Source organism: Psychrobacter sp. MES7-P7E (assembly GCF_002863645.1).
Lineage (GTDB): Bacteria > Pseudomonadota > Gammaproteobacteria > Pseudomonadales > Moraxellaceae > Psychrobacter.
Map to the genome: position 1 here is coordinate 45704 of NZ_PJBU01000095.1, position 17758 is coordinate 63461.

Consider the following 17758-nt stretch of genomic DNA (forward strand, 5'->3'; position numbering starts at 1 on the left):
TTTTATTTTCTCTTATTTATGCAGGTATCTGCCCGTGTCCAATAATGTTTCAAACGCTCCAGCCCATCCTGATCCAGATAGCATGACTATTGATGTCTCAGAGCAATTAGCTGGCACTGAAACGGTGCCAACAGCGTTAGACGTCGATACACTAGACATTGACGCATTGCTGGATATTGCTGATGCGGTTGATATCACTTGGGTTCGTGAGCAGAATCAATTAGATGACGTTATTGAGGCTTTGGCGACTTGCGGGCGAGTGGCGTTGGATACAGAATTCATTAAGCGTGACACTTATTACCCACGTTTGGCACTTGTACAATTGAATACTGGTAATCATGTTTATCTGCTAGACGCGCCGCAACTACAGCTGGACGAGCTGTGGGAAGCACTACGTAAAGTCGATGTGGCTATTTGGCATGCTTGCGGCGAAGATTTGGGGATTTTTTATCTGCTGTCTGGTTGTCCGCCACTGACCAATATCTTTGATACCCAAATTGCGTTGTCTTATTTAACAGGTCAATTGCAAATGGGGTATCAGCAGGCACTGGCTGATCAGCTAGATATGCATATCGATAAAGAGCACAGTCAGTCTGATTGGCTCCAGCGCCCGTTGACAGATGAGCAAGAGCAGTATGCCATCGATGATGTGCGTTATCTGCCAGCGCTATATCTCAGTATCGAACATGCGCTTAAGGCTCAAGGGTTATATGATTATGTTTGGGCTGACTGTCAGCTTTATGCCGGTGATTTGTATGACACGCAACACGTCGAAGATGAAGCGATGTATCTAACGATGGCAGATTACCGCTATAACTCACAGCAAATGGCGATACTCAAAGGGGTAGCTACGTGGCGAGAAGAGTTGGCACGCGCGACCAATCAACCGCGTACCTTTGTGATAAAAAAACAAGCAGTACGAGAGATAGTCACTGAAAAGCCAAACAGCATGCGCGAGCTGGCACACAAAACAACCATGCACCGTAGTATGCTACGACTATATGGCGAAGAGCTGCTGAAAGTAATCAGAGATGCCAAGAGTCTACCGCCTACAGAGCATCCAGACTGTCTAGTGCCGCCATATCGCTCAAAAAATAAAGTACTCTCAAAAGCAGTGCAGCAAGCGATTGATGAGCATGCGCGAGAGATTGGTATACCTGCTAGCGTATTAATGCGTAAAAAATGGCTAGGGCAGTTGTATGAAGTGGTTGCTCTTGATAAAGACGTGAGCGAACTGCCGCAAGGGCTAAAAGGTTGGCGTAGCGATTGGGTTGTTAAAACCTTAATTCCAGTCATCAAAAAGCATAAAACCGAACTGCAGCAGGGCATGGGTATTCGTGTTCAATAAGGAATCGTTCGATAAAGCAGCGTTCGATAAGGCACCGTTTAACAAGAAATCGTTCGATAAGACTGAAAACTGACACTCAAGTATTCATACAGCTCTTATTCATACAGCTCTTAGCGTTTAAATCGTCCATGCTCTAAAAAGTATTGAGTCTGCTCGGCGACCTCTGGGTTCACTAGCATGCCAGTATGTGAGACTGACATGACAATATGATCAGCTGCAGCCTCTATCCTCGTCTCCTCTATATAGACTGTCCCGTCATGTGCAAGCTGCTCGTTAAGAAGTGGCTTGTCAGATTTGCGCAGTTTGCGATTATGATATTGCAAAAACAGCTGACCTAGACCATAAGGACGGTTGCCAGCGATGACGCCTAGCGTCACATGTTTGGGCAATGGCGCGACTGTGCCGTCGAGGGCGTCGACATACGAGCGACCTACGACAGCAGGAGTCAATCGCCAAATATAATCTGCACAAACACTCCCTATATGCGGTGTTCCTAGCGTCACGCAACGTCCGATTTTCCATTTTGGATACTGAGCGACAAAATCACGAATGATCAAACCACCTAAACTATGCCCAACCAAATCTATAGGATGATCTGGGTGATGGTTTGTTTCTAGCCAGCTATTTAGGCGGGCGCTATTGGTTTTGATACCATCACGCATACTACGGTAGCCATACTGATGGGTATCAAATCCTGCTGATTGCAGGCGCTTGGCTAATGGTCGCATGATCCATGGGGTTTGGTGTAGCCCATGAATTAGAATAACGCGAGTTTTTTGTTTAGGCGCTTTATGTTGCATAGCATTGTCCAAATGATTGCTTCAGAAATTTAAGATAAATAGCTTATTATCAATATAAGCTTTTATTACATTGAGTTCTTATCGTTTATTTTATTCATAATATTACCTGCTAATGTAATAGATAAAAAGTCAGCAAAATAAAAACCTCCAAGTCAGCTGCTGACTTGGAGGTTTTTTACTACAGAGAATAACTATCCGAAATAATAATTACATATAGTTTTCGATACTTGGGCAAGAGCACATTAGGTTCTTATCACCATACGCATCATCGACACGAGCGACACTTGGCCAGAACTTGTTTGCACGGATGTACGGTAGTGGGAATGCAGCAGTCTCACGGCTGTATGGATGCGTCCACTCTTCGCTAGTAATCATAGCAGCCGTATGAGGTGCATTGACTAACGGGTTATCTTCTAGCGTCCAGTTATCTTCACCAGCTTTGGCTTTCATGGCTTCAGCTTTAATAGATTTTAGCGCACTGATAAAGCGATCCAACTCTTCTTTTGACTCAGACTCTGTTGGCTCAATCATAAGCGTGCCAGCGACTGGGAAACTCATCGTTGGCGAATGGAAACCATAATCCATCAAGCGCTTAGCGATATCGCTTTCTGTTATGCCAGTTTCTTCTTTTAACGGACGAATATCGATGATGCATTCGTGAGCCACGCGGCCATTTTTGCCTGCATACAAGACAGGGTAGTGACCTTTTAATTCGGCTGCTACGTAGTTGGCGTTCAGTAATGCCAGCTCCGTTGCTTTTAATAGACCATCACGGCCCATCATAGCAATGTACATCCATGAGATAGGTAAGATGCTCGCTGAACCATAAGGCGCAGCCGATACCGCTGAGCAGTCTTTTTGTGCATTATGCACAGGGCTTAGCGTATGGTTGGCCATGAAGGGTGCCAAATGCGCCTTCATACCGATAGGACCCATACCTGGACCGCCGCCGCCATGCGGAATACAGAAGGTTTTGTGCAAGTTCATATGCAATACATCAGCCCCAACGTCTGCAGGTTGCATCATGCCTACCTGAGCATTCATGTTGGCGCCATCCATATAGACCTGACCACCATGCTTGTGAGTCAAATCACAGATATGACGGATGCCTTCTTCAAACACGCCATGAGTCGATGGGTACGTGATCATTAAAGCGCCCAAACGCTCGCTATGCTCTTCACACTTGGCGGTTAAATCATCGATATCAACGTTGCCGTTTTCATCGGTTTTGACCACGACGACTTTCATACCCATCATCATGGCGGTAGCAGGGTTGGTACCGTGCGCTGACTGAGGAATCAAGCACACATCACGATTGGTCTCGCCCAATGACTCATGATAACGGCGAATCGCGAGCAGACCAGCATATTCACCAGAGGCACCAGAGTTTGGCTGCATAGAGACATCATCAAAACCAGTAATGGCTTTTAATTGATCTTGTAGGCTATCGATCATCGCGATATAGCCAGTGACTTGGTCACGCGGTGCAAAAGGATGCACGTTGGCAAACTCAGGCCAAGTAATCGGTAGCATCTCACTGGTGGCGTTTAGCTTCATGGTACAGCTACCCAGTGAAATCATGCTGCGGTTCATCGCCAAATCTTTGTCTTCAAGCGACTTTAGGTAGCGTAGCATTTCATGCTCGGTATGATGCGAGTTGAATACTGGATGAGTCAAGATATCATCCGTACGCAGGTTTGCGCTATCTAGAGAGACGCGAGCTGTTTCAGGTAGATCGTGTGACTTATTGACGAACAACTGAGTCAAGGTGTTGAAATCTTGCTGATCGCTGGTTTCACTAAAGGCAACGCTCAATTTGGTGTCGCTTATACGCCATAAGTTGTAGCCGACGTTGTCTGCATTTTTGAAAATTTGAGTAGCAAGCTTCTCTGAACCACAATCAACCACGACTGTATCGAAGAATTGATCATGTACTACGCTCAAGCTGCTGTCGTTAGATTCTGTGATAGCATCAGCAAACGCAGTGGCAAACGCATGAATACGAGTGGCAATACGCTTCACGCCACCTGGACCATGATATACCGCGTACATACCAGCGAGGTTGGCCAGCAATACTTGTGAGGTACAGATGTTTGAGTTGGCTTTTTCGCGGCGGATATGCTGCTCACGCGTTTGTAGAGCCATACGTAATGCAGTATTGCCTTGTGCATCTTTTGAGACACCAATGATACGACCAGGCGCTGAACGCTTGGCTTTATCAGAGAACGCAAAATAAGCGGCATGTGGACCGCCAAAGCCCATTGGAATACCGAAACGCTGAGTACTACCTAGCGCTACGTCAGCACCCATATCGGCTGGTGATTTTAATAACACCAAGCTCATGATGTCACTGACGACGCTGACGTAAGTTTTGTTTTCTTTTACTGCACTGATGACGTCTGTTAAGTCTTTAACGTCGCCTTCGGCACCGACATACTGGAATAGCGCACCGAAATAGTCGCCAGATTTAGCCGTTTCGAAATCACCAACAACGACTTCCCAACCAAAGTATTTAGCACGAGTATTGATAACATCTAGCGTTTGTGGATAGACGCGTTCATCGACGAAATACTGCGTTGATTTGTTTTTGCTCACACGCTTTGACATCGCCATCGCTTCTGCCGCTGCGGTCGCTTCATCAAGCAATGACGCACCAGCCAGCTCAAGACCTGTTAGATCAATACATACTTGTTGGAAGTTCAGCAATGCTTCTAGACGACCTTGAGCGATTTCAGCTTGATAAGGGGTATAGGCGGTGTACCAGCCTGGATTTTCAAGGACGTTGCGCTGAATGACGGCAGGCATACGAACCGGAGAGTAGCCTTGACCGATATAGCTTTTGTTAACAGTGATGTCATCTGCCATCGTGCGTAGTTTGGCAAGTGCCGCATGTTCACTCATCGCCACTGGCAAATCCAGCTCTTTGTGCAGACGTACTGGCTCAGGCACAGTGTCATTGATAAAGCTTTGCATATCTTTATAACCAACAGCGCTGAGTAGGTCAGCTTGCTTGGTTTCGTTCGAACCTAAGTGGCGATAGACAAATTCAGCTTCGTTGAACAATCCTTGAAAGGTATCAAACGATGGGTTTTGAGAGATAGTCATGACAATCCTTGGTTAAGGGAGTAATAAACAAAATAGCAATTAAGAAAACATTGTGAGCAGTTAAGGAAACACTGTGAGCAGTTAAGGAAACACTGTGAGCAGTTAAGGAAACACTGTGAGCGGTACGTTATACGTAATGCACAAACTGTTTTTGATCAAAGCGGAACTGAGTGTTGTAAACGCCATTGTCAGCACGCTCACCTGCGCCAATCATCATAACGATATGATGGTCGTCGCTAAGATTGAGCAACGCTTTCATGGCAGGCTCATCAAAGCCGCCCATAGGACAGCTATCAAAACCATGAGCACGTAGTGCCAACATTAGGTTTTCGGCGGCAAGCGCGGTGTTATTGGTTGCCCAGTTTTTGGTGTCTTCAAAGGTATAATAAGGCGATTTGATTGGGCCTTTTACCCGTCTGACCACTTGCGTTGCGCCCCATTTTGCAGCCGAAACCACGTTGGCTGGGCCGCGCAAAAAGTCCATTGTGACGACTTTGTTGTAGTAGTCTTTCACTTTCTTTGGCACTGGCTGGTCAGGATATTCGCGCAATACTTGCTTAGCGTGATCGTGCCAAACATCAGTACGAGCAACGATGGCAATCAAACGGGCTGATGTTTTTGCGGCGTTTTGATTCATACAGTTTTTGACGGCGCGTTTGCGATTGTCAGCATCATCGATAACATAAAATTCCCACGGCTGTAGGTTGCTAGAGTTTGGTGCTAGCATGGCCAAACGCAGACAGTCTGCCAATACGTCATCAGGTATGGGGGTATCAGTAAAACGGCGCACGGAACGGCGTGACTCTACGATATCGCGAAAGGCTTTTAGCTGCGGCGTATGGTTTGGTGTAGCAATGGGGTCTTTATTATCGGTGTTGGCATTCATATTAGGATCCATGCTGAGAATTGGGTTATCAGTTTGCGTCGTTATTGATAGCACGTATTCATTGGGATTCGAATAGGTGATCAATACGAGTCAATGAGATAACGCTTGAGAGCAATAACATCGGACGATAATGATTGTTGGAGATCTACATATAAAGCTGCTTTCAAATAACAAGCATGGTCAATGAGCCAATACTTTTCATGAGAAAGGTTTTTAAATCGTTTAAATAGAGAGTATAGATACCAGCTGCTGCCAGTATCTATGATGTTTAGTCGGGGCTAGTGCTTTGTACGAGCTAATATCTTAAAAATGCTCATGTCTTGTGAGAGCATGCTTAACTTACGTGCTTAGCTTATAAGTCGCTTTCGTACTCGTCAGCAGTCATTAGTGCTTCGTAGTCAGCGATGTTGTCAGGCTTCATTCTGAAGAACCAACCTTCGCCATATGGGTCAGAGTTGATGATTTCAGGATCATCTTCTAGTGCTTCGTTAATAGCGATGACTTCACCTGAAATAGGGGCATAAACGTCAGAAGCCGCTTTTACTGATTCAACAACTGAGATTTCGTCATCGACAGCGATGATATCGCCCACATCTGGTAGCTCAACGAATACCACATCACCCAATAGATCTTGAGCATGGTCAGTGATACCAACAGTGATCGTACCGTCGTCTTCTAGGCGTAGCCACTCGTGACTAGCAATATATTTTAGCTCTGCTGGGATGTTGCTCATGGTCTCTCTCCTAAGTGATAGAGGTTAATTAACAAAAATAATGAAGGCTGGGCGTGTCGTCATTTTTATAATTGCGTGCAAAATGACAACGCGCTCTAATGATAGAATTTATAAGACCTAAGAGTCAAACTGTTGCTTGCCGTTACGGACAAAAGGTAGCTTCAATACGCGCACATCGACGAACTTACCTTTGCCACGTAGATCGACTTGTACGCTGTCATCTTCTGATAAGCTGGCAGGTACACGAGCAATCGCGATTGAATTTTTTAGGCTAGGGGAGAATGTACCACTGGTGATAATGCCAGTTTGCTCATTATCAGTGCCTTGATTGATAGTCACTGTCATGCCTTCACGCAATACGCCGCGCGTGGTCAATAGCAGACCCACTTGCTTCATAGCAGTGTTGTCTTCTTTTGACTGCTTACGTTTGCTGACCAATGCTTCACGGCCGACAAAGGCACGATCGTCTTTTAGTGCAAGCGTCCAGCCCATGTTGCACTCATAAGGGCTAACATTCTCATCCATGTCATGACCGTAAAGATTCATGCCCGCTTCCATACGCAAGGTATCACGTGCGCCAAGACCAGCAGGTTTGATACCATTTCCTTTTAGTTGTTCAAAGAAAACAGGGGCATCATCGGCATGCATAATGACTTCGACGCCATCTTCACCAGTATAGCCAGTACGAGCCACAAACCAATCAGTGCCTTCGATATCGGTCAAGTCAGCACCAACGAAAGGTTTTAGTGCTGCTAAGGTATCTGTCCAGCTTGGTTTGGCCTGAGCCAGTTTTGCAATAGCATTTGGACCTTGCACGGCAAGCATCGCAAGCTCAGGTCGCTCGGTAATCGTAATATCGAAACCTTCGGCGACTTTATTAAACTGTGCTAAATCCTTGTCACGAGTGGCTGCGTTAGAGACGATGCGGTACTCAGTTTCTTCTGCATTCATCAGGTAGACGATCAAATCATCGATAACGCCGCCTTGCTCATTGAGCATGCCAGAGTACAGCGCTTTACCAGCGGTAGTGAGTTTGTTGATATCGTTTGCGAGCAGTTTTTGTAGCCATGCTTTGGTATCAGCGCCTTTGATATCAGTCACAACCATATGTGAGACATCAAACATACCTGCATCTGTGCGTACCGCTTCGTGCTCTTCGATTTGTGAACCGTAATGAATTGGCAATTCCCAACCAGAAAAATCGACCAGTTTGCCCTCACTATCAATATGAGACTGGTAAAAAGGGGTGCGCTGAGGAGCTTGGCTCTGATCGTTTTGAGAAGTGATGTCTTGAGAATGGGTATCAGTCATAACAAATCCTTATGTGTACATCAGTCGTACTCGATAGAGTAATGAGCGATGTGCAGTATCATAGTAGCGAGAAGCAACATTGCAGGGTGCAAGTATTGCAACCAAGGGTAGCACAGAAAAAAAAGATAAAGCAGTAAGCCAAACCAACACTGAACGTCGGTTTAAGCAAAAGCCCTATCTGTCCTGTGACCTGAGATTTTCAATACGAACCATCATTTTTGGGCAGTTATATGAGCCCTATCGTCGATGATAGCGTATTTTCTCCCCTTCGGTGGGTAAGACGTCGTCCGTTCTTACCACTCTCCAGATTTGTTATGCCTTATGCTTGATAAAAAAGTAGTGCGCTATGAGCGTCATGCTACTAAACACTATCAAACAGCAGTGACATGCGTTTTTCAGTCCTTTTACCTGAGCGATTGGCAGGGTGGATGCGCCTTCGGTGGTTATCTAGCAATTGCGATAGTTGTATAACCAATAGGGTTCAATACAAAATCTATGCTGATAAACTCTCTCCTGAAAAACGCTTTTATTATGAAAGGTTCAAAGCGCTTTTACAAGTCATCAAAGCCATTAAAATAAATAAATTTGGCAAAAATAATGTTTTGATAGGGAAGTCTGTCAAATAGGTTATGTTTTACAATGATATTTTTATCGCTCATATCAGCGTTTTGTCTGTGTGTTTTGACAAAAATTACGATAGCAAAACGCAAAGCGACTACTGGTATTTGCCTGAAATATGCTAACCTACGCCCATAGTTTCTGATAGGTGGTTTTTATGCATTGCGATATTTATAAATTTCCCAAACATGACGACATGTATATCTACATTGCGCGTCCTGATTATCCTGATGATACTGATGAAATCAAAGACTGGCTTGGTGTATTACCAAAAGATTTCCGTGCAGGTTTAGGCCGTAGTAAGTTCGTCATGCATTTGGACTTATCAACTAAAGATAAGCTCGCTCGTGTCGATAAAGAAGAAGTATTGGCAAAGCTGCAGTCTCAAGGTTACTTTGTGCAGTTGCCGCCGCAAGACGTGATGCGCCGTCAAGCAGAGCTGCGTGCTCGTGAATCGCAGGACAGCATCTATAATTAATAGATTTGTTAGCAAGTAAGTGTGGTAGGACATATCAGTATGCTACTGTAAAAACAGTGTCGATAAAAACCTACGACACACTTGCTCACATGCATTTGAGTAGAGAGTCGTGATAAACTGACACCCTACGCAACGTACATATAAGCCTACATAATGCATAAGTTTATTATGTAGTTGGCCTCATTCTGGTTCTACAGAACGCACATATACCGCTAGACACAGATTGTGTCACCGGCGATAAACGCAGGTAAATAAACACGCATGGACTGGTTAAAAAATATCTTACATAGCTTACCGCTAGAGTCTATCAGTGACATTCTCGGTGAGATTGCCATTTGGTGGGGCCAAATGGTAAAGGATGTCCCGCCCGCTGATTTGCCGATGTATGCTTATCTGGGCGGTGCTGTTTTGGTACTAGTGCTATGGATACTCGTTGCTCGTGTACTGCCAAAACCATTGGGCGGTATGAGTTGGATGGTTCTGTTTGCGGTATTACTAGCACCAGGTACAGCGCTTGGCGATCCGAGCGAGCTTGCACCAGCCAGTATCAGCGTCGTCTATGCTGTGATGATGAAAGATTATGCAGGCGCGGTTGCCAATATGCTGCCGATATTGGTGATACTGGTCGCAGGGTTGTTTGTTGGTTTTGTATGGCAACTGATACGCAGCGCATTTGCATCAAGCTTGGACAAAGCCCGTAGCCGCAGCGCAGAAGATACACATGCCACATTGCAAATGACCACAGGCAGTTATTTGCCAGAAGGCACTACCGTAACCGAACAGCCTGACACTAACGTGAGATTAAAAAAAGACAATGCATTGGCTAAAAAAACGAATAGCGATACATCTGACAAGTAATAAAAATAAGCTAGGCATTAAGATAGTACTATTGTTTTAGAATTTATTTGATACCCGAATAAAAAGACACCGCTGCGTGTCTTTTTTTATGCCAGATTGTTTATTAGGCATATAAATAATTGCTCACTATGAACTGCACATAACAATTGTTAATAAATGCGAACGCATGAGTATTTTGGCAATGCATCAGGCTGTGCTAATCTAATTTATCCTTTATTAGTCATTTATATTTTAGACCTATCCATTTATAACAACTTATCTATAACAACTATCGAGATCTGATTATGACCACAGCTGACAATACTAAGCAAAACTTTACTGGTACGAGTAGTTATATTGCTACCGATGATTTGCAACTGGCCGTAAATGCCGCTATGACCTTACAAAAGCCATTGCTGATCAAAGGCGAGCCTGGCACAGGTAAGACATTGCTTGCCGAAGAAGTTGCTGAAAGTTTGGGCATGCCACTGATTACTTGGCACGTCAAATCGACGACTAAGGCTGAGCAAGGACTGTACGAGTATGATGCAGTATCACGCCTGCGGGATTCACAGTTGGGTGATGACAAGGTTTATGACATTGCCAACTATATCAAGCCGGGCAAGCTGTGGGATGCTTTTACCAGTACAGAGCGTAGCGTACTGCTGATTGATGAGATCGATAAAGCCGATATCGAGTTCCCAAATGATTTGCTACATGAGCTTGATAAGATGTCTTTTTATGTTTATGAGACGGGCGAAACTATTACAGCGGCGCAGCGTCCAGTGGTTATTATTACCTCAAACAATGAAAAAGAGCTACCAGATGCGTTTTTGCGTCGTTGCTTCTTCCATTATATTGATTTCCCAGAAGAAGAAACCATGCGCCAAATCATCGAAGTGCATTTTCCAGATATTCAAGAAAAACTGGTCAATGATGCATTGGATATCTTCTATAAGCTGCGTGGTATTCAAGGTCTTAAAAAGCCGCCATCAACGTCTGAGTTGGTCGATTGGTTAACCTTGTTACTTGCTGATGATATGGCTCAAGACGAGCTAGAAGAAAATCTGCGCGGCGAAAAGTCTATTCCACCTCTATACGGTGCGTTGCTCAAAAACGAGGCAGATGTGAGTTTATTACAGCGTTTTGCCAATATGATGCGTCGCTAATGTTTGCCGCTTGCGTTGGCTTTAACCTTTTATATCCAATATCTGATGTAGAAGTCAACGAAAGCGCTCAACCTGTGACTGTACCAATTAATGATATCAGCAATATCACCAGATAATAATATCAGCTAATAAGTGATACGACTCTTATGTTTATCAAACTATTCTATACCTTGCGTACTTATGGCGTGCCAGTCAGTACGCGCGAGCTGCTCGATCTCAATGCCGCGTTAGATAAAGGGCTGATGATGCAGACGCATCCTGAAGATCCAGCACTGACTACTTTTGCTAGCCGCGAAGATATGTATCGGCTGATTCGACTGTGCATGGTCAAAGATGAGCGCCATTTTGATAAGTTCGATCGGGCCATGGCGGATTATTTTGAAGGTGTCGATAGTCTCGATATGGATGAGCTGTTGGCCAAGCTAACGGACGTGCCCAAAGAGTGGCTGGATCTGAAGCTCGATCCCAAAAATCTAACGGAAGAGCAAAGACGATTACTGAAAAAATACGGCTCGCTTGAAGAGCTGATGAAGGCGTTAGAGGAACGGTTAAAAGAGCAAAAAGAGCGTCATCAAGGTGGTAGTAAATGGGTAGGAACGGGCGGCACTTCGCCATTTGGTGCCTATGGTGACCATCCAGAAGGCGTACGCGTCGGCGGTGAGTCGCGCAAACGTAGCGCAGCAAAAGTCTGGGAGCAGCGTAAATATCGCAATCTCGATGACGACAATCAGCTCGGTACACGCCAAATTCAAATGGCGCTACGCAATCTGCGTCAGTTTGCACGGACCGGTAGTGCTGATGAGCTCGATATTCATGAGACGATTAAGCGTACGGCAAAAAAGGGTGTGCTCGATATACATATGCAGGCAGAGCGCCGTAATCGTGTCAAAGTGCTAATGTTGTTTGATGTGGGTGGCAGTATGGATATCCATGTCGAAGCGCTCGAAAAACTATTTTCTGCGGCAAAAAATGAATTCAAAACCTTAGAGTTCTTTTATTTTCATAACTGTTTGTATGACTATGTGTGGAAGGACAATAATCGTCGCCATAGTGCGCCGATGCCAACGTTTGAGCTACTCAATAAATATGGCCGTGAGTATCGCGTCATCTTCGTCGGTGATGCATCGATGTCACCTTATGAGCTGATGACAGTCGGTGGTAGCGTAGAGTATATGAATAATGAAGCGGGCATCGTATGGCTGAAGCGCGTACTGGAGCATTTTGATAAAGTCACTTGGCTCAATCCTGAAAACCCGTCGTATTGGCAATATACGCAAACCATCGTTGAAATTAAAAAACTGTTTGAAAATAAGATGTATCCGATGACGCTACATGGTGTTGAAGAAATGACTCAATATATGGCGCGGTAATTTTAATATTCAGCCCGATTGATGAATAAATAAATAAAACCTGTTAGCACAGCTTGAATCCTTATAATAACAGCCGTTATGACAACATAGCGGCTGTTATTTTGTTGATGCAAATAAGATCGATATTGATTGTATATTGGTATGTCTAGTAAATTGTGTTAACATTCATTTAAAATGAATGTTATAAATATTCTGAATTGGGCGGTTAAAAATTTTGACGACCACTGTAAAAAGGTCTGCTCATTATTGCCAGTTTAGACGGATTATTTTTAACATTTCAATTTATCAATGCAGTTAATGACTAAGAGAAACAACATGGCCTCACCAAAAACGTTAGAAATCGTCACCGCAACTGTTCCTGTACTTGAAGAGCATGGCGTTGCGATTACCACTGTGTTTTATAAAAATATGTTTAATGAGCATCCTGAGCTGTTAGATATTTTTAATGAAACCAATCAAAAATTGGGAAGACAGCAGACGGCACTAGCAATGACAGTATTGGCCGCTGCCAAGCACTTGGACAAGTTGGCTATGTTATTGCCACAAGTGACCCAGATTAGCCACAAACATAGAGCTTTACAGATTTTGCCTGAGCATTATCCTATCGTCGGCAAGCATTTAATTGGGGCGATAAAAGAAGTGCTAGGAGAGGCGGCTACCGATGACATTATTGACGCTTGGACAGAAGCCTATGATGAAATTGCCTCAGTATTTATCCAGATTGAACATGGTATGTATGAAGAAGCAATGTGGCAGGGGTTTGCACCGTTTAAGGTAGTTAAAAAGGAAGTGGTCGCTACAGATATCGCAGCCTTTACAGTAGTGCTAGTGAACGATAATGAAGATAGTAATCAAGATATTGACCTGAGTAAATTGAACTTAACCGCTGGTCAATACATCACGGTGAAAACAGACCCAAAAGACAGCGAACATATAGCCCTGCGTCATTATTCTCTATACTCTGCCAGTACCGATGCAGGCATTCAGTTTGCGGTTCGACGTGATAACCGTAATGAGCATCATGGGTTGGTTTCTAACTATATGCATGATCAACTAGAAGTCGGTGACACGGTTTTATTATCGGCACCAGCTGGTGACTTCGCGCTCAATCAAGATTTGGTACAGCAAAATGATATTCCATTGGTATTGATGAGTGCAGGAGTCGGGGTGACGCCTGTACTGTCTATGCTAGAGGCGCAAGTATTAGCCAATCCTAAACGACCTATTATTTGGGTTTATGCTTGTCAAAATATCGCTCATCATGCTTTTTCTGATCAAGTTAATAAATTACTCGAACAGGCTGAGAGTGTAGAAAAGCATATATTTTACTTTGAGTCTGGGCAGTTATTAGATGAGACATGGCTTGCTACCTTGCCTAAGCCTGCTGATATCTATGTGTGCGGCTCGATGCCGTTTATGGAAAGCATGATTGATGGGTTAGTAGCATTAGATCATGGGGTCGATAGTGTCCACTACGAACCGTTTGGCCCTAAGATGAGCTTGGGTGGTTAAGTTTTTAACATATAGTCGGTGAACTACTAAACCGCTACGGCGTTACCCTCCTTAGATGTACTATTTGTACAAGCAGCAGTCGGCTGCCTTGTATCCATTTTAAAGTTATTTGACTATAATATTCAAAATAAACGTTTATAAAAAAGCACTTAGTATGAAATAATCATGCTAAGTGCTTTTTTAATCTTAGTTGAAAATAAAGAGTATCAGGGTACATTACTCTTTATTTTCAACCAATCCAATCATCACTCCCATCTCTTTTTTGTCTTGCTTATCGATACTAGGTGCATACAACGCTGAGGCAATACCACCGTCTAAAAACAGCGCATTTGAACAACCCAGCTCATCCTTAAATAACTCTGCAAACTGATAAAAGGTCACAGGCTCATCGCTATTAACGAGCTGTATACTGCCATCACGGCAAACACCTGCACCATTACGCAGTTTGATTGAGCTGCTATCAGGGTTGAACTGTGGGTGTATCTCGTTATTGATGACCAGCATAGGACCCGATTGCGTCGCATACCAAGGCTGCACATCACCATTGTTTAGCTGCTCATTTAACGCATTACTTTCGGTGATTTGCACGTTGCCAGCTTGGTCCCACCACATAACCCCATTAGGTAATAGATGAAAATTACCGCCACCTTCTTTTGTATTTAGCGATTTGAGTTCTTTGCCTTCGATGACGGTATAGCCAATCGGCGCATAGTTTTCATTATACATGCCTGCATTCATCGCAAATTTGAGGGTCTCATGATTCGGTAATGTGGCCAATAACGCATCAAAGGTCAGCAGAGGCTCATTGTTATCAGAGGATTGCCAAAACAGTTGTAATGAATAACGCTCGCTCGCTAACGCGGTAGCATCGACACGGCAAACACTATAAGCAAAGGGCGTGTCTTTAGTCTGACATGACCAGCTATCGGTATCGCTACTAGTCGCATTGGTATTTGTCTGCTGGCAAGCGCTCAGGCCTAGCGCAAGCACTATCGTTGATAAGAATAAGTTAAAAATAGAACTTGGCATCAATCACGCGTCTTTTAATGTGTAAATTATTTGAGTTTGGTTACTATCTACCGCTTAATTACTCCTTCATCACTACTTTTTAAATACAACGATTTAGGCACTGATTCAGTCATTAGTAGGCGGAAAGTCACGGATTGTATTGTTCACATTACCAATTAATCGTCCACCATCGGTGAGATTGGTCAAGTGCTCAGAATTATACCCAGCGCTGTGTTCTGTTGGCGCGCCAGTTTCTTTGCCCTTATCACGCGAGTCTTTGTTATAAGCAATGAGTGCGTCATTATTGGCTAAGAAGCTATCAGGGTTTGCCATGACCCACATCTGGTTAAATACATCGGCACGGGCACTATGATCGAGCAATGCGCCTTTATCAGTAAAGTAGAAGAATTTGGATAACAGCTTAATCTGCCCATCGTCTAAGCGGCGTGCAATATGATACGGCTGTAATTGGCTAGGATGCTGTAAACCAACCGCACCTACGATACTGGCAAGCGATTTTAGCGTGTTTTTATGGAAACTTGCAACACGCTCAGCTTTACTAGGGACGTCGAGCGCCTTTTGACGATATGGATCTTGGGTAGCTACACCCGTTGGGCAAGTGTTGGTATGACAAGAGCGCGACTGAATGCAGCCAACCGCAAACATAAAGCCACGTGCTGAGTTACACCAATCGGCACCTAGCGCAATCATGCGCGCAATATCAAAGCCTGATACGATCTTGCCACTGACGCCAAGCTTAATTTTGTCACGAATACCTGCACCGACTAAAGTATTATGTACGAGCAAAAACCCTTCAACCATTGGCATGCCGACATTGTCCATAAACTCGACAGGCGCTGCACCTGTGCCGCCTTCTGCACCATCAATAACGATAAAATCAGGATAGTTATCCGTCTCTATCATCGCTTTGACAATCGCCATAAACTGCCATGGCTGACCAATACATAGCTTGAAGCCAACTGGCTTGCCACCAGATAACTCACGCAGCTGCTGCCAAAAGGCGACTAACTCGCGCGGGGTGCTAAATGCGGTATGCGAAGAAGGCGAGATACAGTCTTGACCCGTAGGCACTTGACGTGTGTCCGCAATCTCTTGCGTGATTTTGCTAGAGGGAAGGACGCCACCTTTACCAGGCTTGGCACCTTGTGAAAGCTTGATTTCAATCATTTTAACTTGAGGATCGACGGCTTTTTCAGCAAAAGACTGTGGATCAAAGTTACCATCATTATCACGGCAACCAAAGTAGCCTGTACCCAATTCCCAAATCAAATCACCACCGAACTTACGATGATAAGGGCTGATCGCGCCTTCGCCCGTGTCATGAGTAAATCCGCCCAATTTTGCGCCTTGATTGAGTGCCATGATGGCGTTCGCTGAGAGACTGCCAAAGCTCATTGCTGAGATATTGAATACTGACATATCGTGTGGCTGCTGACAACGCTCACCGCCGACCATAATTCGAAAGTCTTTGTTCTCTAGTGGTGCACTGATGGTAGATTGCAAAAACCATTCTTTACCATGAGTATATAAATTGTCCAACGTACCAAAGGCATTGGTATCACTGACATTCTTAGCACGTTGATAGACTAGCGCGCGCTGCTGGCGTGAAAACGGTACTTGTTCTTTATCGTCCTCAAGCAGGTACTGGCGAATCTCAGGGCGAAAATCCTCTAATACATAGCGAATATGTCCAGCGATAGGGTAGTTGCTCAATATGGCGTGCTTAGACTGAATCAAATCATAGATACCAAGTGCCACAGCCAAACCACCGATCACAATCAGCCACCAACTTACCAATAATAAGCCCGCCAATAGAATTAAAATCGCCGCGCCAAACGTGCTATAGCGAAGTAATAATCCGATAAAGTACGGCGAACTGGTTTTGGGTTCAGGGTTTAGATTGGTACGAGATTCAGGCATAGCGAGGCTCAATAGTAATGATTGATATAGATAAGATGCTTACATTTGTCGCGTACATCATACACGCATGACGTCGTTACGTCGGTATCAATGGGTAACAGGGTTATCCAAATCATTTTTGTTGAGAGCGGCATTAGTTCGATTACGGAAATAAGTAATGACAGTATATGCAATAAAGTGATTAAAAATAGCCCATATGTTACTTTAAACAGCGAAACCGTTGAGCAGGGTAGCCATAATATTTTAAGAAAATATCTAGATGAAGACATGCTGACAACTATTGATCCATTTGATGCGGTGCAACTGGCGTATGTGATTGAGGTATGTATCAGCTATAAAAACCAAGCGGCGGCGGGGCGCTATCTATACGCGAATTCGCGCGATAAATTAAAAAGCCCGAACGATAGCGATAGATTGCGTAAGTATCTAATGAAATTTGGGCTGAGGTTTGATGGATTAAAACGATAATATTAAAAAGGAGAGGATATGAACAATACAGGATTTGTCGCGGGAACGCTCGTTCATACGGATAAAGGATTGGTACACATTGAGCAGCTAAAAGTTGGCGATATGGTATTGTCTCGTGATGAGCATAACCCGAACGGTGATCTTATCTATAAAAGAGTATTGAATACGTTTGTT

Annotated in this window: 15 protein-coding genes and 2 riboswitches; of the genes, 8 read left to right on the plus strand and 7 right to left on the minus strand. The window is 44.2% G+C overall.

All coding sequences use genetic code 11. From position 1 onward, the window contains the following. The first annotated feature begins 34 nt into the window (after positions 1–34). Entirely contained in the window at positions 35–1348 is a 1314-nt protein-coding gene (locus CXF62_RS07455; protein ID WP_228153193.1) for a ribonuclease D, read from the plus strand. Positions 1349–1458: 110 nt separating this feature from the next. Here CXF62_RS07455 and CXF62_RS07460 read toward each other — a convergent pair whose 3' ends face one another. From CXF62_RS07460 to gcvT, 5 genes are all read right to left on the minus strand, one after another. Next, the gene (locus CXF62_RS07460) at positions 1459–2148 is read right to left on the minus strand and encodes an esterase/lipase family protein (RefSeq protein WP_102093642.1); all 690 of its coding nucleotides are present in this window, start codon (positions 2146–2148) and stop codon (positions 1459–1461) included. A gap of 207 nt (positions 2149–2355) precedes the next feature. Then, the gene (gene gcvP / locus CXF62_RS07465) at positions 2356–5253 is read right to left on the minus strand and encodes an aminomethyl-transferring glycine dehydrogenase (protein ID WP_102093644.1); all 2898 of its coding nucleotides are present in this window, start codon (positions 5251–5253) and stop codon (positions 2356–2358) included. 127 nt (positions 5254–5380) lie between these two features. Beyond that, the gene (locus tag CXF62_RS07470) at positions 5381–6139 is read right to left on the minus strand and encodes a nitroreductase family protein (RefSeq protein ID WP_102093646.1); all 759 of its coding nucleotides are present in this window, start codon (positions 6137–6139) and stop codon (positions 5381–5383) included. 352 nt (positions 6140–6491) lie between these two features. Beyond that, a complete protein-coding gene (gcvH, locus tag CXF62_RS07475; protein ID WP_057760766.1) occupies positions 6492–6872 on the minus strand; it encodes a glycine cleavage system protein GcvH in 381 nt (126 codons plus the stop codon). 117 nt (positions 6873–6989) lie between these two features. Then, the gene (gcvT, locus tag CXF62_RS07480; protein ID WP_102093647.1) at positions 6990–8183 is read right to left on the minus strand and encodes a glycine cleavage system aminomethyltransferase GcvT; all 1194 of its coding nucleotides are present in this window, start codon (positions 8181–8183) and stop codon (positions 6990–6992) included. Positions 8184–8351: 168 nt separating this feature from the next. Continuing rightward, a riboswitch (glycine riboswitch) is annotated at positions 8352–8500 on the minus strand. A 69-nt stretch (positions 8501–8569) separates the two neighbouring features. After that, positions 8570–8709, minus strand: a riboswitch (glycine riboswitch). A 249-nt stretch (positions 8710–8958) separates the two neighbouring features. Between gcvT and CXF62_RS07485 the strand changes: the two genes are divergently transcribed. The 5 genes from CXF62_RS07485 to CXF62_RS07505 all read left to right on the plus strand — a co-directional run bounded on the left by CXF62_RS07485 (position 8959) and on the right by CXF62_RS07505 (position 14167). After that, a complete protein-coding gene (locus CXF62_RS07485; RefSeq protein WP_057760762.1) occupies positions 8959–9279 on the plus strand; it encodes a YcgL domain-containing protein in 321 nt (106 codons plus the stop codon). 261 nt (positions 9280–9540) lie between these two features. Next, positions 9541–10137: a hypothetical protein gene (locus CXF62_RS07490; RefSeq protein ID WP_102093649.1), complete on the plus strand. Its 597-nt coding sequence runs from the start codon at positions 9541–9543 to the stop codon at positions 10135–10137. Positions 10138–10421: 284 nt separating this feature from the next. Further along, positions 10422–11285 (plus strand): AAA family ATPase, encoded by an 864-nt coding sequence (locus tag CXF62_RS07495; RefSeq protein WP_057760758.1) that lies wholly within the window; start codon positions 10422–10424, stop codon positions 11283–11285. Positions 11286–11431: 146 nt separating this feature from the next. Next, positions 11432–12655 (plus strand): vWA domain-containing protein, encoded by a 1224-nt coding sequence (locus CXF62_RS07500; protein WP_102093651.1) that lies wholly within the window; start codon positions 11432–11434, stop codon positions 12653–12655. A gap of 315 nt (positions 12656–12970) precedes the next feature. Further along, positions 12971–14167: a globin domain-containing protein gene (locus CXF62_RS07505; protein ID WP_102093652.1), complete on the plus strand. Its 1197-nt coding sequence runs from the start codon at positions 12971–12973 to the stop codon at positions 14165–14167. A 216-nt stretch (positions 14168–14383) separates the two neighbouring features. Here the strand turns inward: CXF62_RS07505 and CXF62_RS07510 are convergent, their stop codons facing one another. Beyond that, complete coding sequence (locus CXF62_RS07510; protein WP_102093654.1) at positions 14384–15196, minus strand: phosphodiester glycosidase family protein; 813 nt, start codon at positions 15194–15196, stop codon at positions 14384–14386. A 105-nt stretch (positions 15197–15301) separates the two neighbouring features. Beyond that, positions 15302–17116, minus strand: coding sequence for an FMN-binding glutamate synthase family protein (locus CXF62_RS07515; protein WP_102093655.1), 1815 nt, complete (start codon positions 17114–17116; stop codon positions 15302–15304). Positions 17117–17206: 90 nt separating this feature from the next. Between CXF62_RS07515 and CXF62_RS07520 the strand changes: the two genes are divergently transcribed. Together CXF62_RS07520 and CXF62_RS14595 are read left to right on the plus strand one after the other, a co-directional pair. Beyond that, positions 17207–17584, plus strand: a complete 378-nt coding sequence (locus CXF62_RS07520) for a hypothetical protein (RefSeq protein ID WP_102078283.1) — start codon at positions 17207–17209, stop codon at positions 17582–17584. 18 nt (positions 17585–17602) lie between these two features. Further along, positions 17603–17758 (plus strand): Hint domain-containing protein (locus CXF62_RS14595; protein ID WP_185156613.1); only part of this gene is annotated, 156 nt, incomplete at its 3' end.